The organism is Burkholderia plantarii, from assembly GCF_001411805.1.
Classification (GTDB): domain Bacteria; phylum Pseudomonadota; class Gammaproteobacteria; order Burkholderiales; family Burkholderiaceae; genus Burkholderia; species Burkholderia plantarii.
Genome location: NZ_CP007213.1, coordinates 1,417,793 through 1,439,532, shown reverse-complemented (window position 1 = coordinate 1,439,532; position 21,740 = coordinate 1,417,793). Strand labels below are relative to the sequence as shown.

18 protein-coding genes are annotated in these 21,740 nt (G+C 71.3%); 9 read left to right on the top strand and 9 right to left on the bottom strand.

All coding sequences use genetic code 11. The annotated features are described in order from the left end of the window. Positions 1–40 precede the first annotated feature (40 nt). Together bpln_RS23445 and bpln_RS23440 are read left to right on the top strand one after the other, a co-directional pair. Complete coding sequence (locus bpln_RS23445) at positions 41–1,372, top strand: Nramp family divalent metal transporter (protein WP_055140146.1); 1,332 nt, start codon at positions 41–43, stop codon at positions 1,370–1,372. A 148-nt stretch (positions 1,373–1,520) separates the two neighbouring features. Next, positions 1,521–1,970 (top strand): DUF2000 domain-containing protein, encoded by a 450-nt coding sequence (locus tag bpln_RS23440; protein ID WP_042627649.1) that lies wholly within the window; start codon positions 1,521–1,523, stop codon positions 1,968–1,970. A gap of 45 nt (positions 1,971–2,015) precedes the next feature. Here bpln_RS23440 and bpln_RS23435 read toward each other — a convergent pair whose 3' ends face one another. Further along, positions 2,016–2,891 carry a helix-turn-helix transcriptional regulator gene (locus tag bpln_RS23435; protein ID WP_055140145.1) on the bottom strand — a complete coding sequence of 292 codons (876 nt, stop codon included), beginning with the start codon at positions 2,889–2,891 and terminating at the stop codon, positions 2,016–2,018. Positions 2,892–3,161: 270 nt separating this feature from the next. Between bpln_RS23435 and bpln_RS23430 the strand changes: the two genes are divergently transcribed. Further along, on the top strand, positions 3,162–3,719 hold the full coding sequence (locus bpln_RS23430; RefSeq protein WP_042629354.1) for a flavin reductase family protein: 558 nt from the start codon (positions 3,162–3,164) through the stop codon (positions 3,717–3,719). 139 nt (positions 3,720–3,858) lie between these two features. Beyond that, a complete protein-coding gene (locus bpln_RS23425) occupies positions 3,859–4,851 on the top strand; it encodes an aliphatic sulfonate ABC transporter substrate-binding protein (protein WP_042627647.1) in 993 nt (330 codons plus the stop codon). Positions 4,852–4,984: 133 nt separating this feature from the next. Here bpln_RS23425 and bpln_RS23420 read toward each other — a convergent pair whose 3' ends face one another. The 5 genes from bpln_RS23420 to bpln_RS23400 all read right to left on the bottom strand — a co-directional run bounded on the left by bpln_RS23420 (position 4,985) and on the right by bpln_RS23400 (position 9,893). Then, complete coding sequence (locus bpln_RS23420; RefSeq protein ID WP_420807384.1) at positions 4,985–6,010, bottom strand: sulfonate ABC transporter substrate-binding protein; 1,026 nt, start codon at positions 6,008–6,010, stop codon at positions 4,985–4,987. Between the two features lie 395 nt (positions 6,011–6,405). Next, positions 6,406–7,167, bottom strand: coding sequence for a 2-keto-4-pentenoate hydratase (locus bpln_RS23415; protein ID WP_042627645.1), 762 nt, complete (start codon positions 7,165–7,167; stop codon positions 6,406–6,408). Positions 7,168–7,354: 187 nt separating this feature from the next. Next, a complete protein-coding gene (locus bpln_RS23410; RefSeq protein ID WP_055140143.1) occupies positions 7,355–8,152 on the bottom strand; it encodes a MipA/OmpV family protein in 798 nt (265 codons plus the stop codon). 9 nt (positions 8,153–8,161) lie between these two features. Continuing rightward, a complete protein-coding gene (locus bpln_RS23405; RefSeq protein WP_042627643.1) occupies positions 8,162–9,100 on the bottom strand; it encodes an alpha/beta hydrolase in 939 nt (312 codons plus the stop codon). A gap of 1 nt (position 9,101) precedes the next feature. After that, the gene (locus tag bpln_RS23400; protein WP_055140142.1) at positions 9,102–9,893 is read right to left on the bottom strand and encodes a DUF4118 domain-containing protein; all 792 of its coding nucleotides are present in this window, start codon (positions 9,891–9,893) and stop codon (positions 9,102–9,104) included. 524 nt (positions 9,894–10,417) lie between these two features. On the opposite strand from bpln_RS23400, the gene bpln_RS23395 reads away from it, so the two are divergent. Further along, on the top strand, positions 10,418–11,794 hold the full coding sequence (locus bpln_RS23395) for a hypothetical protein (protein WP_148654140.1): 1,377 nt from the start codon (positions 10,418–10,420) through the stop codon (positions 11,792–11,794). A gap of 13 nt (positions 11,795–11,807) precedes the next feature. Here bpln_RS23395 and bpln_RS23390 read toward each other — a convergent pair whose 3' ends face one another. Together bpln_RS23390 and bpln_RS23385 are read right to left on the bottom strand one after the other, a co-directional pair. Further along, positions 11,808–12,584, bottom strand: coding sequence for a hypothetical protein (locus bpln_RS23390; RefSeq protein WP_042627640.1), 777 nt, complete (start codon positions 12,582–12,584; stop codon positions 11,808–11,810). A 329-nt stretch (positions 12,585–12,913) separates the two neighbouring features. Then, on the bottom strand, positions 12,914–14,242 hold the full coding sequence (locus bpln_RS23385) for an NAD(P)/FAD-dependent oxidoreductase (protein ID WP_042627639.1): 1,329 nt from the start codon (positions 14,240–14,242) through the stop codon (positions 12,914–12,916). A gap of 560 nt (positions 14,243–14,802) precedes the next feature. Here bpln_RS23385 and bpln_RS23380 point away from each other — a divergent pair. Together bpln_RS23380 and bpln_RS23375 are read left to right on the top strand one after the other, a co-directional pair. Next, complete coding sequence (locus bpln_RS23380) at positions 14,803–15,657, top strand: helix-turn-helix domain-containing protein (protein ID WP_042627638.1); 855 nt, start codon at positions 14,803–14,805, stop codon at positions 15,655–15,657. 215 nt (positions 15,658–15,872) lie between these two features. Further along, positions 15,873–17,531: an ATP-binding domain-containing protein gene (locus tag bpln_RS23375; RefSeq protein ID WP_042627637.1), complete on the top strand. Its 1,659-nt coding sequence runs from the start codon at positions 15,873–15,875 to the stop codon at positions 17,529–17,531. Positions 17,532–17,645: 114 nt separating this feature from the next. Here bpln_RS23375 and bpln_RS23370 read toward each other — a convergent pair whose 3' ends face one another. Continuing rightward, complete coding sequence (locus bpln_RS23370; RefSeq protein WP_055140140.1) at positions 17,646–19,199, bottom strand: methyl-accepting chemotaxis protein; 1,554 nt, start codon at positions 19,197–19,199, stop codon at positions 17,646–17,648. 335 nt (positions 19,200–19,534) lie between these two features. Here bpln_RS23370 and bpln_RS23365 point away from each other — a divergent pair, with 335 nt between their 5' ends. Together bpln_RS23365 and bpln_RS23360 are read left to right on the top strand one after the other, a co-directional pair. Then, complete coding sequence (locus bpln_RS23365) at positions 19,535–20,428, top strand: MerR family transcriptional regulator (RefSeq protein ID WP_055140139.1); 894 nt, start codon at positions 19,535–19,537, stop codon at positions 20,426–20,428. A 161-nt stretch (positions 20,429–20,589) separates the two neighbouring features. Next, entirely contained in the window at positions 20,590–21,663 is a 1,074-nt protein-coding gene (locus tag bpln_RS23360; RefSeq protein WP_082465407.1) for a sulfonate ABC transporter substrate-binding protein, read from the top strand. Positions 21,664–21,740: the final 77 nt, after the last annotated feature.

Here is a 21,740-nt window from a genome sequence, read left to right as displayed (position 1 = left end):
GCGTGCCGCTATTCTTCCGATTGCAGCCGGACCCCGACCGATGCCCGACCCGCTAATGCCCTCCCTGCCCTCGCCCGTGCGCCCCCTTCGCCCGCCCACGCCATGGACCCGCTACGCCGGGGCCGGCGCGCTGGTCGCGGTCGGCTACATGGATCCGGGCAACTGGGCCACCGCGCTGGCGGGCGGCGCGCAGTTCGGCTATCAGTTGCTCAGCGTGGTCGCGCTCGCGAGCGTGATCGCCGTGCTGCTGCAATGGGTGGCCGCGCGGGTCGGCGTGGTGACCGGGCGCGATCTGGCCGAGCTGTGCCGGGAACGGCTCTCGCCGCGCGCCACGCTCGCGCTCTGGCTCGCCACCGAGGCCGCGATCATCGCCTGCGACGTGGCCGAGGTGGTGGGCTGCGCGGTGGCCTTGCAGATGCTGCTGCACGTGCCGCTGCTGGCCGGCGTGCTGATCTCGGCGGTCGGCACCTTCGCGATGCTCGCGCTGCAGCGGCGCGGCCACCGCACGCTCGAGGCCTGCGTCGCCGCGCTGATCCTGTTCGTCGCGCTGTGCTTCGTGGCCGAGGTCGCGCTCGCGCGGCCCGACTGGGCCGCCGCGCTCGGCGGCTTCGTGCCGTCCACCGAGCTGGTCCGCAACGCCGGCATGGTCTGGCTCGCGGCCGGCATCGTCGGCGCCACGGTGATGCCGCACAACCTCTACCTGCACTCGGCGCTCGTCAAGCGCCACGCGCCGCCGGCCGGCGGCGGCCATGACGCGCGCGACGGCGCCGCCGGCCACCGCGAGCGCGACGCCGAGATCGCCGACACGATGCGCGGCGTCGGTTTCGACACGTTCGGCTCGCTCGGTTTCGCGTTCGTCGTCAACGCGGCGCTGCTGATCGTGGCCGCCGCCGTGTTCCATGCGAGCGGCCACACCAGCGTGGACGATCTGGCCGACGCGCACCGGCTGCTCGCGCCGCTGGTCGGCAGCGGCTGGGCGAGCCTGCTGTTCGCCGCGGCGCTGCTCGCCTGCGGGCTCAACTCCACCGTGACCGGCACGCTCGCCGGGCAGATCGTGATGGAGGGCTTCCTGAAGCTGCGCATCTCGCCCACGCGGCGCGCGATCCTCACGCGCGCGCTCGCGATCGGGCCGGCGCTGGTGGCCGTGGCCGCGTTCGGCGATCACGGCTCGGCGCAGCTGCTGGTGGCGAGCCAGGTCGTGCTGAGCCTGCAGCTGCCGCTGGCCGTGATCCCGCTGGTGCGCTTCGCGGCCGATCCTGATCTGATGGGCCGCTGGCGGATACGCGGCTGGGTCCACGCGGCGACCTGGGCCTGCACCGCATTGATCCTCGTGCTCAACGTCGCGCTGCTCTGGCAGCTCTGGAGCCACTGAGCCCGGCGCTTTCCACCGCTTGCTTCCACCTCGGCCTGCCCGGCAGGCGACGGCGTGCGCGGCATGGGCGCTGCAATGGCGTTCAAGACCGGCGGCGCGGCGCGCCGAATAATGGCGTCCTCTTCAGACGGTTCCGGAGGACCCAAGCATGACCCAGGAAGTTTTCCCGCTCGCCGCGGCCCAACCCGCCCTGCTGGCGGAACGCTGCGTGATCGTCGTCGACGGCCGGCTGCCGCCGGGCCGCGCGGCCAACGCCGCCGCCGTGCTGGCGCTGACCGTCGGGCAGCGCCAGCCGGCGCTGGTCGGCGCGCCGCTCGTCGATGCCTCGGGCCTCGTGCATCCGGGGCTGATCCCGATCGGCATCACGGTGCTGGCGGCCGAGGCCGACGCGTTGAGCGCGATCCGCGACAAGGCCGCCGCAGCCGGCTGCGACGTCGTCGATTTTCCCGTGCAGGGCCAGCAGACCACCGACTACGCGGCGTTCGGCGCCGCCGTTGCCGAGGTCGCGACGGCCGATCTGCGCTACGTCGGCATCGCGCTGGTGGGCGCGCGCAAGGCGATCGGCAAGCTGGTCGCGAACCTGGGCCTGCTCAAATAAGGAAGGCTGACGCCGGCGCGCCGAAGCCGTCGGCGTCACCTGCACTCAGCCGCGCGGCGCCCGCCCGAGCGCCGCGTCGCGGAACACGCCCGGTGTGACGCCCATCATGCGCCGGAACGAACGCGTCAGATGCGCCTGATCGGCGAAGCCGGCGGTGGCCGCGACCTCGCTCAGCGGCCGCCCGAGCCGGATCAGCGCGATCGCCGAGCGCACCCGCGCCTGCCGCTGGTAGGCATGCGGGCTCATGCCGAGATGGCGCTCGAACGCGCGAAACAGCCGAAACATCGGCAGTCCCGCCGCGCCCGCGATCTCGTCGAGATGCACCTGCTGGTCGAGCCGGTGGTCGAGGAACTCGCGCGCGAGACGCACGGCACGCGGCGCGGCGCCCGCCGCGCGCGGCGCGACCGGCTCGTGGACGTGCCGTTCGAACAGCCGCTCGACGAAGCGCAGGTAATGTTCCTCGCGCGCCAGCACGTCGCCGCCCTGGGTCTCCGAATCGTGATGCACGCGTCGCAGCAGCGCGCTGAGCCGCGCATCGTCGATGATCGGCCCGCGCAGCACCGCGCCGCGCGCCCGGCCGCCGGCCTCGTCCGAGAGCAGCGAACGCAGGTGCTCGGTGCGCACGTACACGGTGCGCTGGCGCCAGCCGGCCTGGTCCACCGGCCAGCCGGCGTGCGGCTCGTCGGCGTCGATCGCGTAGAGGTCGCCCTGCTTCGCGACGAACTCGCTGCCGCGCATCCGGATCCGGATCGCGCCCGAGGTGATCAGCGCGAAGCAGGCCGTGTCGTGCGTATGGACGTCGTAGGAGAAATCGTGAAAGTCGCCGAGCAGCAACTCGGCGGCCAGCTCGGGCGCGCGCCAGATGCGGACCTCGGTCCGCGGGGCGGCACGCCGCGGCGCGCGGTCGGTTCGATCGGTCATGCGGGGGCGGCCGTGAGGCGGGAATCGCAACGGTGCCAATTTACCATCGCGCGCGTGCGGATTCACGGCGCGGCCGGGCCTTCGCACGGCGCACGGGAAATGCTCGCGGCGGCCATGACCTGGCGCGAGGCGCGCTGCGCCGGCCAGCCGTGGCGGCCTTGCGCGAGCGAGGGCGTCGCCGGGGCGGGCCTGCGTGGCGACACCGATGGCAGGCCGGCGCGCCGCCGCGCGCGTAGACTCGCCTCATCCGTCCGACAAGGAGACCCGGCGATGCGCGACACCGATCCGTCGAAGGCCTACCGGATGCTCGAATCCGGCCCGGTGGTGCTGGTCGTCACGCACGACGGCGAGCGCCCGAACGTGATGACGATGGGCTTCATGATGGTGATGCGCCACGCCCCGCCGCTGATCGGCGCGATCATCGGCCCGTGGGACCACAGCCACGCGGCGCTGCGCGACACCGGCGAATGCGTGATCGCGGTGCCGGGCGCCGACTGGGCCGGCGCGCTGGTGGACATCGGCAACTGCAGCGGCGCCGATCTCGACAAGTTCGAACGCTTCGGGCTCGCCACCGCGCCGTCGAAGCGCGTGCGCGCGCCGCGCCTCGCCGACTGCCTCTACAACCTCGAATGCGTGGTCGAGGACGATTCGCTCGCCGAACGCCACGACCTGTTCGTGCTGCGGGCGGTGGCGGCCGGCGTCAACGACGCGCGCGACGAGCGCCGCGTGCTGCACCATCGCGGCGACGGCACGTTCACCGCCGACGGCGAGATCTTCGACCTGCGCGAACGCATGCATCGGTGGAAGTCGTTCCAGGTCGATATCTGAGCCTGGCGCCCGGCTCCGACGAGCGATGCGCGCGATAGTCCCGCCGCTCGAATCGATAGCTGAAATGATCGGTTCGCCGCAGCAGTCGAACCCGGTAACGTAGCGGATTCCCTTTCCCCGATCATCCGGAATCCGCCTCATGTCCCGACTGTCGCGCCGCGCGTTCTCCCGTTCCCTGCTGGCACTGGCGCTGTCCGCCGCCGGCCCGCTCGCGCGCGCGCAGCAGCCGGCCGCCGGCGTGCTGCGGATCGGCTACCAGAAATCGTCGACGCTGATCACGCTGCTGAAGGCGCGCGGCACGCTGGACCAGGCGCTCGCGCCGCTGCGCACGCGCGTGGAATGGCACGAGTTCGCGAGCGGTCTGCCGCTCACCGAGGCGCTCAACGTGGGCGCCGTCGATTTCAGCGCCGACGTGGCCGACACGGTGCCGGTGTTCGCGCAGGCCGCGCACGCGCGTTTCGTCTACGTCGCGCAGGAAGCGCCGTCGCCCGCCGCGCAGGCGATCCTCGTCAAGCGCGGCGGCGGCATCGACACGCTGGCCGCGCTGAAGGGCAAGGACATCGCCACCACCAAGGCGGCCGGCAGCCACTACCTGCTGCTCGCCGCGCTGGCCCGCGCGGGGCTCGCGCCGGCCGACGTGTCGGTCCACTACCTGACGCCGGCCGACGGCCGCGCCGCGTTCGAGCGCGGCAGCGTGGGCGCGTGGATCACCTGGGATCCCTACGTCGCCTCGGTGGACCGCCGCCCCGACGTGAAGGTGCTGGCCGACGGCACCGGCCTTGCCTCGTATCAGCGCTATTACCTCGCGTCGAGCGACTATGCCGCCGCGCATCCGGCGGTGCTGCAAGTGCTGTTCGACGAACTGACGCGCGCGGGCGAGTGGCTGCGCGCCCATCCGGCCGACGCGGCCGCGCTGCTCGCGCCGATCTGGGGCCTCGACGCGGCGACCATCGAGCGCGCCAACGCGCGGCGCAGCTACGCGGTGCGCGCCGTCACGGCCGACCACTTCGGCGAGCAGCAACAGATCGCCGACGCGTTCCTGAAGGCCGGCCTGCTGCCGGCGCGCGTCGACACGCGGCAGGCGCAGCGCTGGGACTTCGCGGCGAAGCGCGCGGAGCCGGCCGGCGCCTGACGGGCAGCGCGCGAAGCAGCACGAGCGGGCGCCGGTGGATGACGCGGGCCGGCTTCATCCGTCCCGCGCATCGGACGCCGGCCTCATCTTGTTGCATCCGCAACGAAGCCGGCACCCACCCGCAGCCCGTGCCTCAGCGCGCCGTCCAGCGCGCCTGCGTCACGTCGAGCCTGCCCGGAATCAGCTTCAGCGCGGTGAACGCGTCGGCGATCTGCTGCTGGTAGGCGAACGTCGCGTCGGTGACCGGCTCCACCTGATAGGTGGCGCGGCCGAGCGCCAGCTCCAGCGTCGGCGCGTCGAGCCCGACCAGCGGCGAGAGTTGCGCGGCCACCTCGGGTACGTGATCGCGCGCCCAGACGTCGGTCGCGTCGATCTCGGCCAGCACCGCGCGCACGATCTCGGGCCGCGCCGTCGCGAACGGCCGGCTCGCGAGGTAATACTGCGTGTTGCGGACCAGCCCCTCGCCGCTGGCCAGCGTGCGCGCGCCGGTCTGGCGCTCGACCGCCGCCAGATACGGATCCCAGATCACCCAGGCGTCGATCGCGTGCTGCTCGAACGCGGCGCGCCCGTCGGCCGGCGCCAGATAGACGGGCTCGATGTCGCGATAGTCGAGCCTGGCCGCCTGCAGCGCCTTCACCAGCAGGTAGTGGACGTTGGAGCCGCGATTGAGCGCGACCTTCTTGCCGCGCAGGCCGGCCACGCCGCGAATCGGCGAATCGTGCAGGACCACGATCGCCTCGCCCTTCGGCGCGGGCGGCTCGGCGCCGATGTAGACGAAATCCACCTTGCCGGCCTGCGCGAAGATCGGCGGCGTCTCGCCGACGGTGCCGACGTCCACGGCGCCGGCCGCGAGCCCCTCGAGCAGCTGCGGGCCGCCCGGGAATTCGATCCAGCGCACGCTCACGCCAAGCGGCGCGAGCCGCTTCTCGAGCGTGCCGCGTGCCTTCAGCACGACGAAATTGCCGTATTTCTGGTAGCCGATCCGCAGCGTGGCGGCATCGCCAGCGGCGAACGCGCTACCGCTCGCGGCCAGCGCGCCGAGTCCGGCGAGCCCCGCCGGCCGCGCGAGCGCGAGCGTCGCGGCGGCGCCCGCCGCCTTCAGCCAGTCGCGCCGGGTCGTGCCGTCGGCCGCGGCGCGCGGTTCGTCGGTCGTGGAAATCATGGTGGAGGTCGGGAGCCCGCGTCGCATCGTTGCCTGGTGTCCGTGTTCGGTTCGTCGGAACGTCCATGCCGTACCGCTCGACCGGTCACGGACGCCGGCGGACGATCGCGATCGTCCGCCCGGAGCGCCGATGGTAATCAAACCCGCGCGCGGGCCAAATCCCGATTGCTGCAATGCTTATCGGCACGACGCGACTCGGCTCGATCCGGCATGACAGCGGCGGCGCGCGTCATGTCGTGGAGGAGGCCGGACGCAGACCGAGACGGAAGCGGGAGCGCGCGCGAACCGTCAAGCCGGGCGCGCGCAAAGGCAGCGAGTCGATGAAAACCAGCGGTCCGGCAAGGCCTGCGCCGCCCGTCCGGAGCCGAAGCCGCCGGCGGCGCAGCCGGCCCTCAGGCGATCGTCAGCGTCACCGGCGGCAGGCCGCCGATCTGCCCGACGGCCACGCCGCTGCCCGCCACGTTCACGAGGCCGACATAGCTGCCGCAGGTGACGAGCTGGTCGGGCGTGATCGCGATGCCGCGCTCGACCGTGGCGTGATTGACGAGCCAGCTCAGCAGGCGGCGCGGATCGCCGGCCGGGTTCGCCGGGGTGCCCGAGAACAGCGGCTGGCCGTTGAACGTGAACGACAGCTCGGGCGTGACGAATTGCAGATCGGCGCGATACGGCACGAACTCGCCGGCCGCGAGCGCGCCGTGGTTCTGCAGGTCCGCCAGCTGCAGCAGGCGATCGACGGCGGGAAACCCGGCGAAGCGGCTCGCCACCACCTCGATGGTGGCGCCGACCTCGGCGATCGCCGCCTCGACCTCGGCGTCGGGATAGGCGCGATCGGTCGGCTCGAAGCGGCGGCCGAAGCGGAACGCGAACTCGAGTTCGAGCCCGAACGGCCGGCGCGCGTCGGCCGTGTAGACCCCCGTGTCGTCGAGCGAGACGCCGTGCCTCGGCAGCGGTGCGCCCTGGCGCGGGCCGTCGGGCGTCTTCGCGCCGACCTTCCAGCCGCCGATCGTGTCGTCGAGCGCCGCGACGATCTCGTGCTGCGCGTCGTAGGCCGCGCCCGCGTCGCGCGGCAGGACGGCGTCGGGCAGCGTGTCGATCTGCGTGTGGCTCGTGAAGGCCTGCGCGAGCAGACGGCCAAGGGAGAGGGATTCGTTCATCGCGTTCAGTGGATCGGGAGTCGAGGGCGCATCGGGCCAAGGCGGCGAGCGGCGAGCGGCGCGGGCGCCCTGCCCGCTGCCGCCAGTGCCACATGCTACCGGCGAATCGCCGCGCGCGCCCGTTCGCGAGCGGGCCGGCCCGCGCGCCGGCGCCGCGTGCCGGAACCCGGGACCCGGGCCCCGGAACTCAGAACCGGTAGCCGAGCGACGCGAACGTCGTCCACTCGGTGCGGCGCTCCGTGACCGGGCTGTTCGCCGCGAAGCGCTGCAGCCGCCCGAGCGTCGAGTTGACGGTGCCGACCCAGTGGCGCGAGAAGTCGTGCGTCATGTAGAAGTTCAGGTGGACGTCGCGGATGCCGGCGCCGGTGCCGTATTGCGGCAGCCCCGAGGCGGCGCTCTCCGACGGCGAGATGCCGAACAGCGTGCGCGTGTAGGCACCGTTGGCCCAGGTCAGGCCCGGGCCGACCGAGAACAGCCAGCCCTTCAGCGGCAGCGAGGCGTAGAGATCGGCGCTGGCCGTGGTGCCCTGCCCGTACCCGACCACGTCGCGATAGACGGCCAGCGCCCCGGTGAACGCCCACACCGTGTAGTCGGCGAACAGCTTCAGCTTCGGGCCGTCGTGGACGTCGGGCAGGCCGCGCAGCCGGCTGTCGTCCTTCGCGTCGCGCGACTGGAAATCGAAGCTGATCGCCGCGCCGAGGTGGTAGGTATCGTTGCCGAGCACGTTCCAGCCGAGCACGTCCGGGCCCTGCGAGAAGAACGTGTCGCGGTAGGAGATGTCGAGCGCCGGGAACGGATAGGCCTTCAGGTGCCGCGAGCCCGGATACTGCGGGGCGACGTAGACGCCCGGGCCGACCGTGATCTTCCACGGCGACGCGGCGGTGCCGGCACCGGCGCTGCCGTCCGCCGCGCCGCCCGTGTCGGCGTGCGCGGCCGAGGCAAGCAACATCGCGGCGAGCGGCGCCGCCGTCTTCCAGAGGGGCATGGGCTTCCTTTATTTGCTTTTGCGGGCCACCGCCGCGAGCTGGCGCAGCCGCCGCGCGAGCGCCTTCGACACCACGGGCGGGTTCGCCCCGCTGTCGGCGCCGTGCGTGATCTCGCTTTCGCGGAGGAACAGCGCGGTCTCGCGCGCGACGATTTCCCGTTCGTTGTCCGAGGTGATCATGTGATAGGAGTCGTCGAGCCAGATGGTGCGCAGGAAGCTCGCGCCGATCCGCTCGATGATGAAATTCGGGTTGCGCGGGCTCGAGGTCTCGTCGTCGATCGCGTGGATCACGAGCGTGTCGTTCTCGATCCGGCCGAGCCCCTGGCGCGCCAGGCGCGCGAGCCGGTTGGCCTGATGCAGCGCCGGCAGCGAGATTTCCGACGGGCCGACCTCGCTGAACGCGTCGCGCTCCATCGCGCGCGCGATCTTGGCGCGCAGCGCCTCGTTGCGCAGGCCGAACGGCTCGGCCTCGCGGTACCGATAGCGGTGCCGCAGCGGCGTGTAGTAGGCCAGGTCGAGGATGAAGCGATACCACGGGATCGCCCAGCCGTTGTAGGTCAGCGTCAGCGACAGCAGCGCCAGCGCCTGCGCGCGCGGGCGCTCCTGGATCAGCCGCAGCGCGAGCGCCCCGCCGATCGACAGCCCGCACACCGAGACGCGCTCGTAGCGCGCCGCGAGCGCATCGAACTCGCGCACCGCGCCCTCGATCCAGCGCTCCATCGGCTGCTCGGCCGAGCCCGCGCTGTAGCCGTCGAGCACCGGCGCGCAAACCGTGAAGCCTTCCTCGTGCAGGTAGCGCGCCAGGTAGCGCAACTCGAGCGGCGAGCTGGACAGCCCGTGCAGCAGCAGCACGGCGTGGCCGTCGCCCTCGCCGAAGATCGGCGCGGCGGCCGAGGCGCGGGCCGGGCGGCTCGCGGCACCGGCGGTCGTGAGGTCGAGGGTCGCCATCTCAGCCTTGCTCCTCCGCTCGCAGCACGAGGAAATCGCCCGCGTGCGTGGTGAATCGATCGCATTGGCACTGCGTGAGGCGGAACTCGCCGCCGCTGTCGTCCGAGCGCGCGCGCACGCGCTGGCTGCCCGCCGACAGCGTGTGCGCGATGCGCTGGATGTCGTCGGGATGGACCTGCGCGTAGCGCGGGCCGGGCGCGACCTCGCCGCCGAACGGCAGCGGCGCGTCGACGCTCTGGCCGACCTGCGCGCGCTGCGCCGCGTCGCGTTCGAGCGCCTTGATCAGAATCAGCTGGGACTGGTGCTGGGCGAGGTGGCGCAGGAGGCGATGCGTTTCGTCCACGGCGCGGCGCGCGAGCAGGCGGTCGTTGTCCTGGCGCAGCAGCATCTCGTAGCGCGACTGCGCGACCGAGGTGACCAGTTGCGCGCGAAACTGGGCGCGGCGCAGCCGCTCCACCAGCGTGATCACGAGCAGCGTGACGAGCGGATACGAAACCAGCAGGACGATGTCGCCGCGATCGACCGTCAGGAATTCGTCGAGCGAGGCGTAAGGCGGCACGAACAGGAAGTCGGCGATCGGCAGGCCGGTAAACATCACCATCAGGGCCGGCGCGAGCCCCAGATAGTATTCGACCAGCACCGCCGCGATCGCGAACGCGGTGCCGGGCATGATCGGGCCGAGCAGCGGATGCAACGCGAGCCGCACGGCGATCGCGAGCACCAGCGCGCCGGCCGCATATGCCCAGCGCAGCATGCCCGCCGGAGCCCAAAGGCTCGCATTTCGAACTTTCATGTTTACCGGATATTTCAAAAAACGGTGAATGGTACCGAGTTTCGAACGCGGCGTGGCGAGCGCGACACGATGTTTTTCAACTTGGGGCGGCGTGGGGCCGGCTGGCAGCGGTGGCTCCCGTCGCGCGGTCGGGGAACCGGGCGGCGTGGCGCCCTGGCACCGACGTCGCCGGTCTCGCCGGCAAGCCTCGCAAGCACGGGACGTGCCGCGCGGGCGCGCCGGCCTCGCGCCGAAGCGGGTTCGGTTGCCTACCTGCGGTACCGCCGATTGCCGTCGCTGCTGCCCTGTCGCCATTTCCAGTCGATTCACGAATCCAGTCCGGGGCCGGACGGCGATGCATTGCCTCGCATCACCGCGCCATCCGCGAACTCATACGCGAGAAAAATTAGCGCAGAGACAGGCAACGGCCCGGCATCATGGCGGGAAAACTCGTCGGCCTCGGCAAAACCAGGCAGTCACCGAAGTCAAATGGCCCGGCGACCTGCTGAAAACCCTTATCGTCGATCCGGTGAAGGCCAATCCGCTTGATTGACGGCCGATTACCAGACCGGCAGCGGCAACCGAAAATAATCCGGCGGGCCATCCCGCCCGAATCAACGAGAAAACGACCCATGCAAGCCTCGCTTCTCCCGCCGAAGGCTAACCATCACGGCAATCTGCTCTGGAATACCGGCGAGCACGCCGGTCTCGCCACGGAAATCGACGACGCCTGCCGGCAATTGACGGCACTCGGCTATTGGGCAAGCGCCTTTCCGGACGGCGACGGCGTGGTCTTTGCCGTGCCGGCCGGCACCAGCGACGCGGACATGCTCGAGCATTTCCGCGCCGCCTTTACCTGGCTGGATATTTCACTGAAGACCGGATCGAACACGCATGCCGAACTGGCCGAACTCGATGGCGATCGCATGATCCCCTGCACGTTCGCGGTCCCGCTCGACAAGATTTTCATCGAAGCGCCGTTCAACATCGCCGATTACCGGTTTTTCCCGCGTCGCTCGAGCGACGAAGCCGCCGACCAAGAGCGCGTCGACGAATTCGATCGGGAATACGTCGAGTTCGAACTCACGGTATCGAACCAGGAGCTGCTGCAAACCGCGGTGTCGATCGATGCGGAAAATCGGCTGATCAATCGCGTCCTCAATCACGCCGAAACGGCGCTCGACGTGATTCGCACCACCTGCAGCCGCTTCGACCGGATCGAGTACACGCCGAATCCGGCCGGACAATGCACGGACGGCGTGTATCGCATTCATGTGGAGCCGCACGGCACCACGTATTTCAAGCCGCAGATCCTGTCGGGAATCAGCCGGCCGATTTCCGCCAACAACAACTGGCTCGGGCCTGAAGTCGACGTGCCGTTTTCGCCCGAATTGCCGGTGTTGGCGGCGATGCTGGCCGGCACGATCGCCGGGCCGCTGATCGACGCGTCGTTTATCGCGATCCGGGCCTGCCGATATGCGTTTTACGCGATCGCTCCGGAGGCGCAGTTTCTCTCGCTGGTATTCGCGCTCGACGGCCTGATCAGCCCCGATCCGAAATGGCGCGGCTGGAAGCACCGGACCTTCGTGGCCGCCGCGATCAGCCAGTGCAACGCCAGGCGATTCAAGGCCACGCTGACCGATTACGACGCGCTCTACGCCGATGTCAGAAATCCGCTCGTGCATGACGCGAAGCATTTCGAGGACCTGTCGAGCAGTCCGGAGGCATCGAGCCAGAAAATCTATGAAGCCATCAAGGACGTCGTCGATTTCATCGGCAGGGAATCGTTCACCGATCGCCCGGCCTTCAACGCGAGGATCATCGCGTTCCTGCAGGACGAGGCCGTCAAGGCGCAATACACGGAGGTAATCGACACGGTGTCGGCGGCCCGGGGGAAGCATCCGGAAATCCCGAAATGGTGAGCGCCGCCCTGCCTCACATGCCGTCCACCGGCGTCACGTCCGGCCCGAACACCACGCAGCCGAACGCGAAGCGACCCGGCTCGCCCACCAGCGCGCCGGCGAAGCGGGCCGACGGCAGCCGGTGCGCGCCCGGCAGATACAGGCTCCCCGGCTCGCTCAGCGCATCGGCCTGCTGCTTCGACAGCGGCATCGCCCAGCGCAGGTAGCCGGCATGGAACAGGGCCGCGTGACCGTCCTCGGCGTTGCCCTCGATGTCGAGCCCCGCCGGCACCGCCGCCGGCAGCGGCGCGAGCCGGCGTGCGGCCGCGAACGCGCCGATCTCGCCCGCCGTCTCGGCATAGACGGTGAGGTCGGTATCGGTGGCCGCGTCCCCGCTCTGCTGCCTGGCCAGATGGATCAGCGTCACCGGGCTGCCCTCGATCGTCACGGGGCGCGGAAACCGCACGCGCATTTCCTCCCAGGCGTCGGACGGCGCGTCGTGCCGGTCGTCGAGCAGCACGCCGCCGTCATGCGCGTAGCCGGTGAACGACACGCCCGCCGCGCGCCATGCCGCCCGCTCGGCCGGACCCGGCGCCCGCGCGCCCGGCGCGCAGGCCAGCAGCGCCTGGAAGCGCGCCGCGGCCGGTTCCACGCCATCGGCGCCGGCGCTGGCGGCCGTCGGCGCCGCCGCCAGCGTGACGGTGGCGGCCAGCGCCGAGCCCCACGCCGCGGCGCGGCGTAACGCGGCCGGCGCCGGAAAGACGGCCCGTCGGGCGGCATGGAAAGGGAACCAACGGCGCGTGGACTTCATCGTTGCAGCGTGGCGCTGCGCTCCTTCGGAAGGCGCCGCCCTTCGATGGGGGCGGCGCAGATGACTGGCCCTGAATCATGCCGACAAGCGGCGGGCTTGCCAAGCATCGCGGAAGTCGGCCCGGCGCGCGTCCGGCGGCGCGGCGGACGCCTCGCGCGGGCGTCCGTGGCGGCCCGGGGACGGCGGCGCGCCACGGCCTGCGCGATCGACGTCGGTGCGCGGGTGTCCGTTTCGTTTCCGACGCGTTCGCCCCGCTCCACCCGCCCGGCGTATCCAAGCCTTGCAACGAGGCAAGCGGGCGCCCGGGACGATCCCCTCGCCCGCTTGCCTTACAGCATGCTGCGCGGCCGTTTCATGGTGCCGTCGACGAACCGGCGCGCACGAAACGCGCCCAGTTCGAGCGACGGCGCGCCGGTATCGACCAGTTCCGCGAGCAGCCGCCCGACGATCGGCCCCATCGCGAAGCCGTGCCCGCAGAAGCCGGTCGCGATCGCGAGCCCGCGCACCGCGTCGGGCGCGTCGATCACCGGAATCCCGTCGGGCAGCACGTCGATCAGCCCGGCCCAGCTCTCGACGGCCTGCGCCGCCGCGAGCGCCGGGAAGATCTTCCTGAGCCGCGCCAGCGCGCGCGGCCCCTGCGCGGGATTGGGGCGCGGCTGCGGCTCGCGCGGCTCGATCGCGTCGAGGCCGCCCGCGAGGCGCCGCGCGAGGTCGCGGGGCAGCGCGCCGTTCAGGTGAATCCGGAATTTCTCGCGATGCTTCCAGAATTCGGGCATGAACATCGACAGCCCGCGCAGGTGGCCGAGCGTCAGGTCGACGTCGACGGTCATGTCGTCGGCGAGGTTGATGGCGCCGTCGGCGCGCTGGCGAATGCCGAGTCCGTGGCCCCAGATGGTCGCCGCCGACACGGCCGGCAGCGCGTTGGTGCGGATGCAGGTGCCGCGCACGGTTTGCTGCGGCAGGCGGATGCCCACGCCGTCGAGCAGCCGGAAGCTGGCCGCGCCGGCCGCGCAGATCACGCGCGAGGTCTTCACGAGGCCGCGCTCGGTCACGACGCCCGTCACCGCGCCGCCGGCCGTCTCGATCGCGCTCACGCCGCAGCCGTCGAAGAAGCGCGCGCCGCGCTCGATCGCGCGCGCGGCGAACGCGGGCGCCACGCGCCGCGGCTCGGCCTGCCCGTCGGTGGCGGTGTAGAGGCCGCCGAGTACGGGCGCGGCGAGCCCCGTCACGTGGCGCCCGACCTCGGCGGGCGCGAGCGCGCGCGTGTCGAGCCCGTGCTCGCGCGCCACGCCGAGCCAGTCCTGGAACGAGGCCCAGTCCTCGTCGTGATCGGCCAGATAAAGGCAGCCGCCCTGGCGCCATTCGAGATCGGCGCCAAGTTCGGCCTCGAGCCCCTCCCAGATCCGCATGCCGGCCATCATCAACGGCACCTCGGCCGCCTCGCGCCCCTGCTGCCGCACGAAGCCCCAGGCGCGCGTGGACTGCTGGCCGGCCACCCGCGACTTGTCGAACACCACGGCCCGGATCCCGCGCAGGGCGAGATAGTAGGCCGCCGCGCAGCCCATGATGCCGGCGCCGGCGATCACGACGTCGGCCTCGGTCGGGAACGGTTCGTCCGCGCGGGAAAACGCGCGGTACAACGGATAGGTGGTGGTCATGCGAAGCGTCTGGCAGTCTGGAAGGCGGTGGTGGCGAGGTGGCGGGATGCCGCCTCGGCGATCGCGCCATTCTACCGGCCGCCCGCCCCGCCGGTGGCGCTCGGCCGGCGGCGCGCGAACACAAAAATGCACGAAACAGTCGCGCGCCGCCCCCGCGCTAGCCCCACTGGCGCGGCTACGATCGCTCGTCTATGTTATGGAGACGAGGGCCGCCCCGGCGGCCGTCGCCGGTTCAACGGCATCGCGCCACCACTCGACGCAGGCACCATGGAACACCGAGCGCCACGCCATCTCGCCGCCCGCGGGCCGACCGCCGCGCCCGCATGTTTTGAACGCCCCGTCCATCGGGGCTCGCGCGTTGGCGCGCGCGACACATCGCAATGTTTCGTTACAGCTTTCCCATTCGCCAGTGTAAATGTCGACAGAGCGATTTCTGAATTGCGGTAAAGTTAACGTTTGCGTGCGTGGCCGGTCGGCTCGCTCTACCCCTCAGCGGCCCTGTCCGACATGAACCCAACGTCGTAAAGCGACACCCTCTCGACCCGATCGCATTCGCAAGCATGACCAATGAAGCAGTGACCACGGACTCCCTGGCCGTCGCCGAACGCGTGCGCGAGCTGATGAGCCGCAATGGCATCGGGAAACGGCAACAGACCACCGAACTGTGCCGGATTCTCGATCTGAGCTTTTCCCAGGGCCACCGCAAATTACGCGGCAGCAGCCCCTGGACCCTCTCCCAGATCCGCAAGGTCGCCGAAGCCTATGGCGAACCCGCCGCGCAGCTGTTCGGCGCGCAGTCGCTCGACCCCGGCATGGTGGGGGCGAGCGCGCACGACGCGATCCTGTTCGCCGGCGTCGCCGAGATTCCCTGCACGGTCTGGATCGGCGCGCAGCTCGAACCGGGCGCGCGCCCCGAGTTCGTCGCCTACGAGAACCAGGGCCGCTGGCGCGTGCTGCGCCAGAGCGGCGTGCTCTACCAGAACGCCTACGACGTCCACAAGATCGAGATCTATCCGCGCCGCGTCGAGAACGACCGGCTGCTGGTGGCGGTGGTCGACAGCGATCTCGGCACCGCCGAGCTGGTCTGCCGCTACCTCGACGAGCAGGGCTTCGCGACCGTGCATTTCGACAAGCTGCCGGCCTTCATCGACGCGCTGCAAAACCAGGCGTTCGACGCGGTGCTGACCGAATGGCTGTTCGAGGAGCGGCCGGCCACGCCGGTGATCCGCGCCGTGCGCGCCTCCGACAACCCCGGCGCGCCGATCTTCGTGCTCACGGGCGCGCTGCTCTCGGGCCACGTCAGCGAGGCCGAGATCAGCGACGTGATGCGCACCTTCGACGTGGTCTGCTACGAGAAGCCGGCGCGCCTCGCGCTGCTCTGCGCCGATCTGGCCAAGCGGCTCGCGCGGCACTGAACCGGCGGCCCGCGCGGTGCTGACCCGGCGCCTCGCGGCCCGGCGTTGACCGTGGCGGCGCAAGCGCGCCGCACCCGCTCCTTGCGCACCGCCCGGGCCGGCGCTGCCGCGGCACGCGGGAAGCGTTCCGGCGGCGGCCCGCGCCTGCGACATCACGTGTCGCGACCCGGGGTGCGTGCGTACAATAGCCGACGCCTCCACCTCCGAGTCCCTTCATGGCCCGCATCATCCCCGACGACTGGAAGAGCGTCGCCGCCACCGGCGCGGCGCAGCGCGAGCGCGACACGCTGACGATGCTCGAAGCCGCGCTGCCCGATGCCTACACGATCTATCACGGCGTCCACTGGACGCGCCCCGACCACCATTTCTCGGTGTTCGGCGAGGCCGATTTCGTGGTGGTGAGCCCGTCGGGGCGCGTGCTGCTGGTCGAGCAGAAGGCGGGCTTCCTGCGCGAGACGCCGAAGGGGCTCGCCAAGGTCTACATGAAGACCGAGCGCAACGTCGCGATCCAGCTCGCGCACATGCAGGAGACGCTGCACCGGCGCCTGACGGCCGCGTTCGGCGCGGGCGAGTACGGCGTGGACGCGCTGCTCTACTGCCCCGACCACACCGTCACGAACCCGGCGATCGCGGGGCTGCCGCCCGAGCGCATCGTCGACGCGACGCGCCGCAACCAGCTGGCCGCCGTGATCGAGGCCGCGCTGCCGGCCGACGAGCCGCCGTTCGCGAGCGCCGCGAAGATCCACCACTTCCTCGCCGACGAGCTCTCGCTCGCGCCGGACACCAGCGCGCTGGTCGGCCAGGCCGACACGCTCGTCACGCGGCTGTCGGCCGGCCTCGCCACCTGGGCGCGCCGGCTCGAGTTCGCGCCGTTCCGGCTGCGGGTGATCGCCACCGCCGGCTCGGGCAAGACCCAGCTCGCGGTGCGCGTGATGCGCGACGCGGTTGCCGCCGGCCGGCGCGTGCTCTACGTCTGCTTCAACCGCCCGCTGGCCGACTCGATCAAGCGGCTGGCCCCGGAAGGCGCGACCATCGCCAACTACCACCAGTTCTGCGACGCGGTGCTGCGCGATACCGGCCACACGCCCGACTTCGCCGAGCCCGACGCGTTCACGCGGCTCGCGGCGCGCTTCGCGGCTACCCCGGTGCCCGAGCGCTGGCGCTTCGACGTGCTGATCGTCGACGAAGGGCAGGACTTCCAGCCCGACTGGGCCGCCGCGCTCGAACGGCTGCTGACGCCGGACGGCGCCTGGTGGTGGCTGGAAGATCCGCTGCAGGCGCTCTACGCGCGCGACGACGTGCCGTTCGACGGCTGGGTCACGCTGCGCGAGCTGACCAACTACCGCAGCCCGCGCGACGTGCTGCACTACCTGCGCCGCGTGGTGGGCGAGCTGGAGCCGCTCGCGGCCGAACTGAAATCGGGCAGCCCGCTCGACGGCTCGGAGCTGAGCTTCAACGTCTACGACGACGGCGACGCGACCGGCGAGGCCTGCATCGATGCCACCAAGCGCGCGATCACGCAGGCGCTGTCGCTGGGTTTTCGCAAGCAGGACATCGCCGTGCTGTCCTATCGCGGCCGCGAAAGCTCGGTGTTCACGCCGCTCGACCAGCTCGGCCCGCACCGCGTGCGCCGCTTCACCGGCAAGTACGACCTGTTCGGCACGCCCGAGTACCAGGAAGGCGAGGTGCTGCTCGATTCGATCTATCGTTTCAAGGGGCAGGCCGCGCCCTGCGTGATCCTGACCGAGGTCGATTTCGAGACGTTCGACGCGCGCGCGGCGCGCAAGCTGTTCGTCGGCGCCACGCGCGCGACCATGAAGCTGATCGTGGTGGCCTCGCAGCGCGCCGCCGCGCGGATTGCGCCGGGCGACTGACGCGCCGGGCGACGTGGGCCCAAACGACAAGGGGCGCGATAGATCGCGCCCCTTGCGTTTTCCGGACCGTCGCGGCCCGCGCGGGCCCCAGGCCGGTCCTGCCACTCGGGCCGCTCAGGCCACGTGGAACGCGCGCACCGCCTCGCGCAGCCCGTCGGCCTGCTCCTCGAGCGCGGCGGCCGCGGCCGCGGCCTGCTCGACGAGCGCCGCGTTCTGCTGCGAGACCTCGTCCATCTGCGCGACCGCGCGGCTGACCTGCTCGATGCCGTCGCGCTGCTCGTCGGAGGCGGCCGCGATCGCGGCCATGCTGTCGTTGACCCGCGTGATCGCATCGCGGATCTCGTTCATGGTGTTGCCGGCCGAACCGACCAGCCGCGAGCCGGCCGCGACGCGCTCCACCGATTCGCCGATCAGCGCGCGGATCTCCTTGGCGGCGCTGGCCGAACGCTGCGCGAGCGTGCGCACCTCGCCGGCCACCACCGCGAAGCCGCGGCCCTGCTCGCCGGCGCGCGCCGCCTCCACGGCCGCGTTCAGCGCCAGGATGTTGGTCTGGAACGCGATGCCCTCGATGGTGCCGATGATGTCGGCCACGCGCTGCGAACTGCGATCGATGTCGTTCATGGTGCCGATCACCTCGCCCACCACCGAGGCGCCCTGCGAGGCGATGCGCGTGGCGTCGTCGGCCGATTCGCGCGCGTCGCGCGCATGGTCGGCGTTCTGGCGCACCGTGGTGGTCAGCTGCGCCATGCTGGCCGCGGTCTGCTCCAGCGCGGCCGCCTGTTCCTCGGTGCGCTGCGAGAGATCGGTGTTGCCGGCCGAGATCTGGCGCGTGGCGGTGGCGATCGATTCGGAGCCGTGCGCGACGCGCCGGACCGTCTCCGAGAGATTGCGCTGCATGCGCGTGACGCCGCTCACGAGTTCGGCCATCTCGTCGCGCGAGGTCCATTGCAGCTCGCGCGTGAGATCGCCGTCGGAGAGCCGGCGGAAGTGTTCGAGCAGGTGCGAGAGCGGGGCCGTGATCGCGTAGTGCAGCCCGATCGCGCAGCCGAGGCAGGCGCCGAGGCCGATCACGATGGTTGCCAGCGCAACCAGGCGCAGCGTCGAGAAGCGCTGCTGCGCGCGCTGGTACTGCTGGCGGCCGTTGTCGAGGGCGAACGTGTCGAGATCGTTGGTGGCCTTGGACAGCGCCACCGACAGCGACGGCGAGACCGTCATCATCAGGCGGTCGGCCTCGTCGGCGTGGCTGCCGCGCAGCGCGTCGATCATCGGCTGGATGGCCTGCGAGATGAACGCGCCGCGCGCGCCGGCGACCGCGTCGACGAACGGCTGCTCGCCTTCCTGGCGCGGCAGCGCGATGTAGTCCTTCCAGGCCTTGTCGGAAATCGACAGGTACGACTCGGCCTTGTCGACCACCGACTGCAGGTCCGGGCGGTCCGGATGCAGGATGGCGCGATCGAGCGTGGTGCGCACGATCGTCAGGTTCAGGTTCGCCGAGGCCAGCGCCATCTTGGCGGCGAGCCGGGACGTATAGGCGTCCTTCAGCGCGTCGTTCGAGCCCTGCATGCCGAACAGGCCGATCAGGCCGGTCACGCAGAGCAGGGCGGCGGCCAGGGCCAGCGTCGAATAAAGGCGAGTACGGATCGAGAAACGGGAAAACAAAGCGTTCATGGCTGACCGGTCGACGGGATTCAATGGCGCTCGCGCGCACGACTTTTGCTGTCGATAATTACGGTTCCGAACTGGGAAACTTGAGTATTTCGGATCGGGGAATCACCCCGATTCGGGCGGTTTCGTCCAGATTCTTGATCTTGCGCAGGCTTATGGCCAAGGTTGGCATCCGGTGCCCGGGTCCGCCGCGTGGTTCGGGCGCCCTCCATCACGGCCAGGCCCCTCGTGCCGGGCCGCCCGCCGCGAGGCCGGCGCGAGATGACGACATGAGCGGCCACCCGAAGCAACCGTCCGAAGCGCGCGACGACGGCGCGCACACACGCTAAAATCCGCGCATGCCGACATCGACCCCGCCCTCTCCCGCCGATGCGTCGCCCGACGGCGCAGCCTCCAACGAGTACACCGTCGACGAGCTCGCGCGCGTGACCGACACGACCGTGCGCAACGTCCGCGCCTACCAGGATCGCGGCTTGCTCACGCCGCCGCGCAAGCGCGGCCGCGTCGGCATCTACGACGACACGCACGTGGCGCGGCTCAAGGTGATCAACCACCTGCTCGCGCGCGGCTACACGCTCGCCAACATCCAGGACCTGATCAAGGCGATCGACGACGGCCACGACCTGCGCTCGATCCTCGGCCTCGAGAACGCGATCGGCGGGCGCTGGTCGCACGAGCGGCCGAAAACCTATTCGCTGGCCGACCTGGTGACGATGTTCGGCCCGCAGACGCCGTCCTCGCTCGCGCGCGTGACCGAACTCGGGCTGCTGGAGCGGCGCGGGCTGTCGTTCGTGGCGAAGACGCCGGGCCTGATCGAAGCCGCCGCCGCGATGGCGCGCGAGGGCATCCCGGTGCGCGAGCTGGTGGACGCGATCATGATCGCGCGGCCCCACTTCGACGCCATCGCGCGCGTGCTGGTGGACCTCGTGGTGCGCCGCCTGGACCGCTACGACGAAGGCTCGCTGCCGCCCGTCACCGAGGTGCCGGCGCTGGTCGAGGCGATCTGGCGCGTGCGGCCGCTGTCGGCCACCTTCGTCGAGGGCGAGATGAACCGCGCGCTCGAGGCCGCCTCGGGCGACTACCTCGGCGGGCGCGTGGCGACCATCCTCGACAAGCAGCTGAGCGGCGCCGCGCGCGACGAAGCCGACAAGGCCGGCAAGCCGGGCGCGACGCCGGCCGACGGCGCGCGCGAGACCGCCGGGGCGGCGCACGGCAAGCGCGAAAAACCTTAGAAAAACCTTAGTCAGGCCGCCGTCATATTGATTTCGGCAATGCTTGGTTGGGCCGGGCGGATGCCCATGCGACGATTTTTCGACTGCGGCGGCATGGTTCGGCATGCCGCCGCTCCCGTCGAATCTCGCCGCATGCCGGCGACCGCTCCGGAGATCGCCCGATGCCCAGCACTGCCCGCTTCGTCCGCTTCATCGCTTCCGCCCGCTTCCTGCCGCCCTCCCGCTCCGCCCGTCCGTCCGCTCCCGCCCGCCCCGCGTCCAGGCTGACCGCCCGGCTCGCCGCGCTGCTCGCCGCCGCCGCGCTGTCGGCCGGCTTCGCCGGCAGCGCCGCCGCGCAGGGCGCCGGCCACGTGCTGCGGATCGGCTACCAGAAGGCCGGCCTGCTCGCGGTGGTGAAGGCGCAGGGCGCGCTCGAGACGCGGCTCGCGGCCCTCGGCTACACGGTGAAATGGTTCGAATTCCCGGCCGGCCCGCAACTGCTCGAGGCGTTGAACGCCAACAGCATCGACTTCGGCTACACCGGCGCGCCGCCGCCCGTGTTCGCGCAGGCGGGCGGCGTGCGCTTCGTCTACGTCGGCGCCGAGCCGCCCGCGCCGCACAACGAGGCGATCTTCGTGAAGGCGGGCTCGCCGATTCGCGACGTGGCCGGCCTGCGCGGCAAGAAAGTGGCGCTGCAGAAGGGCTCCAGCTCGAACTACCTGCTGCTCGCCGCGCTGAACAAGGCCGGGCTGCGCTACGGCGACATCCAGCCCGTCTACCTCGCGCCCGCCGACGCGCGCGCCGCGTTCGAGAGCGGCGACGTGGACGCCTGGGTGGTCTGGGATCCGTACTACGCGGCCGCGCAGAGCGCGCTGAAGGTGCGCACGCTGTCCGACTACACGGGGCTCGTCGCTTCGTACAACTTCTATGAGGCGACGCGCGACTTCGCCGGCGCGCATGCCGACATCGTCGCGGCCGTGCTGCGCCAGCTCCGCGAGACGGGCCGGTGGGTCAACGCGCATCCGGCCGACACGGCCGCGATCATCGCGCCGAAGGTGGGCCTCGACACGGCGCTCGTCGAGGCGTGGTTCAGGCGCGTGCCGTTCGGCGCGGTACCGGTGGACGAGCGCATCGTCGCCTCGCAGCAGGCCGTGGCCGACGCGTTCTACGGCGTGAAGCTGATTCCGGCCAAACTCGACGTGGCCGCCGCGGTCTGGCGCGATCCGGCCGTGCAGGCGGCGCTCGCGTCGAAGTGAGGGCCGGCGGCACGCCGCCGGTATCGAGAAAAAAGCGGACGCCGGGCCGCCCGCCCCGGCTCGCTCCCGGGCGCCCG

Excerpts from the sequence above, each read along its gene's own strand:
- bpln_RS23445 (WP_055140146.1), top strand. The coding sequence starts at position 41 with ATGCCCGACCCGCTAATGCCCTCCCTGCCCTCGCCCGTGCGCCCCCTT.
- bpln_RS23440 (WP_042627649.1), top strand. The coding sequence starts at position 1,521 with ATGACCCAGGAAGTTTTCCCGCTCGCCGCGGCCCAACCCGCCCTGCTG.
- bpln_RS23435 (WP_055140145.1), bottom strand. The coding sequence starts at position 2,891 with ATGACCGATCGAACCGACCGCGCGCCGCGGCGTGCCGCCCCGCGGACC.
- bpln_RS23430 (WP_042629354.1), top strand. The coding sequence starts at position 3,162 with ATGCGCGACACCGATCCGTCGAAGGCCTACCGGATGCTCGAATCCGGC.
- bpln_RS23425 (WP_042627647.1), top strand. The coding sequence starts at position 3,859 with ATGTCCCGACTGTCGCGCCGCGCGTTCTCCCGTTCCCTGCTGGCACTG.
- bpln_RS23415 (WP_042627645.1), bottom strand. The coding sequence starts at position 7,167 with ATGAACGAATCCCTCTCCCTTGGCCGTCTGCTCGCGCAGGCCTTCACG.
- bpln_RS23410 (WP_055140143.1), bottom strand. The coding sequence starts at position 8,152 with ATGCCCCTCTGGAAGACGGCGGCGCCGCTCGCCGCGATGTTGCTTGCC.
- bpln_RS23405 (WP_042627643.1), bottom strand. The coding sequence starts at position 9,100 with ATGGCGACCCTCGACCTCACGACCGCCGGTGCCGCGAGCCGCCCGGCC.
- bpln_RS23400 (WP_055140142.1), bottom strand. The coding sequence starts at position 9,893 with ATGAAAGTTCGAAATGCGAGCCTTTGGGCTCCGGCGGGCATGCTGCGC.
- bpln_RS23390 (WP_042627640.1), bottom strand. The coding sequence starts at position 12,584 with ATGAAGTCCACGCGCCGTTGGTTCCCTTTCCATGCCGCCCGACGGGCC.
- bpln_RS23385 (WP_042627639.1), bottom strand. The coding sequence starts at position 14,242 with ATGACCACCACCTATCCGTTGTACCGCGCGTTTTCCCGCGCGGACGAA.
- bpln_RS23380 (WP_042627638.1), top strand. The coding sequence starts at position 14,803 with ATGACCAATGAAGCAGTGACCACGGACTCCCTGGCCGTCGCCGAACGC.
- bpln_RS23375 (WP_042627637.1), top strand. The coding sequence starts at position 15,873 with ATGGCCCGCATCATCCCCGACGACTGGAAGAGCGTCGCCGCCACCGGC.
- bpln_RS23370 (WP_055140140.1), bottom strand. The coding sequence starts at position 19,199 with ATGAACGCTTTGTTTTCCCGTTTCTCGATCCGTACTCGCCTTTATTCG.
- bpln_RS23365 (WP_055140139.1), top strand. The coding sequence starts at position 19,535 with ATGCCGACATCGACCCCGCCCTCTCCCGCCGATGCGTCGCCCGACGGC.
- bpln_RS23360 (WP_082465407.1), top strand. The coding sequence starts at position 20,590 with ATGCCCAGCACTGCCCGCTTCGTCCGCTTCATCGCTTCCGCCCGCTTC.